Origin of the sequence: Mycolicibacterium arseniciresistens (assembly GCF_030519285.1) — a bacterium.
In the GTDB taxonomy this organism is placed as follows: domain Bacteria; phylum Actinomycetota; class Actinomycetes; order Mycobacteriales; family Mycobacteriaceae; genus Mycobacterium; species Mycobacterium arseniciresistens.
In genome coordinates, this window is the sequence record NZ_JAUMSQ010000548.1 from 1 (window position 1) to 1054 (window position 1054).

1 protein-coding gene and 1 pseudogene are annotated in these 1054 nt (G+C 72.8%); both read right to left on the minus strand.

Going from position 1 to position 1054, the window contains the following annotated elements; genetic code table 11:
- Nucleotides 1-289, minus strand: a pseudogene (locus tag Q2100_RS31400) (GNAT family N-acetyltransferase); the annotation flags it as partial.
- Nucleotides 290-323: 34 nt separating this feature from the next.
- On the minus strand, nucleotides 324-1054 hold a 731-nt coding region (locus Q2100_RS31405; protein WP_302917146.1), incomplete at its 5' end, for a thiamine pyrophosphate-dependent enzyme.

Sequence of the window (1054 nt, forward strand, 5' to 3'; positions counted from 1 at the left end):
GCACGCCCCGCACGCCGGGCAGGCCGGGCCGCAGCCGCGACACCTCCTCGGCCACCGTTGCGGCGGCGCCGGGCGGAATCGCGTTGGCCAGCAACGGCATCGGCGGTGTCTGCATGGCCGCGCCGACCAGGGTCGCGTCGTCCCACAGCGTCAGCAGAACGGCGTCGGCGGGTACCCGGTTCGACTGCAGCAGCGTCAGTTCCACCGTGTGGGCGACGGGGTCACTGCGGTACAGCGGCTCCGCGGCCGCGCGGAAGTCGTCGACCGAATCGTGGTGTCGCGCCCTCATCGTCGCCTCGACCTCGACGCTGACGTCGGCACGGTCAGCCCAGGTTGGAGCGGCGTGGATAGGCGACGCTCGGGTCGGTCAGCGCATTGACCACCGCGGGCAGCCCGGCCGCGAACGCCCGCTCCAGCGCCGGGCGGAGCTGGTCGGGCGTGCTGACCAGTTCGCCGTGCCCGCCGAGCACACGCACCACCTCGTCGTAGCGGGTGCCGGGCCGCAGTTCGGCGACCACCGAGTAGCCGTACAGCGCCTCCATCGGGTGCTTCTCGAGCGCCCACACGCCGTTGTTGCCGATCACCGACACCACGTTCACGCCGTGGCGAACCAGGGTTTCCCACTCCATCCCGGAGAAGCCGAACGCGCCGTCGCCCTGCAGCAGCACCACCTGCCGCGCGGGCCGGGCCAGCTTGGCGGCCAGCGCATAACCGGGCCCGGAGCCCAGGCAGCCGAAGGGTCCGCTGTCCAGCCACGCCCCCGGCACGTAGCTCTCGATCATCCGGCCCGCGTACGAGCCGAAGTCGCCGGCGTCGATCACCACGATCGCGTCGCGATCGAGCAGTGGCGCCAGTTCGGCGTACACCCGCATCGGGTGCAGCGGCGTGCGCATGTCGTCGAGGTCGGCCTGCTCCTGCGCCCGCACCGAATTCTCGTTCTCCCGCAGATCAGCAACCCATGCCTCGTGGTCGCCGCCGCCCGCGCCGGCCAGCGCGGTCAAGGTGGTGGTGAGGTCGCCGTAGAGCGCCGCGGCGACGGGGCGCGGGTGCGGCC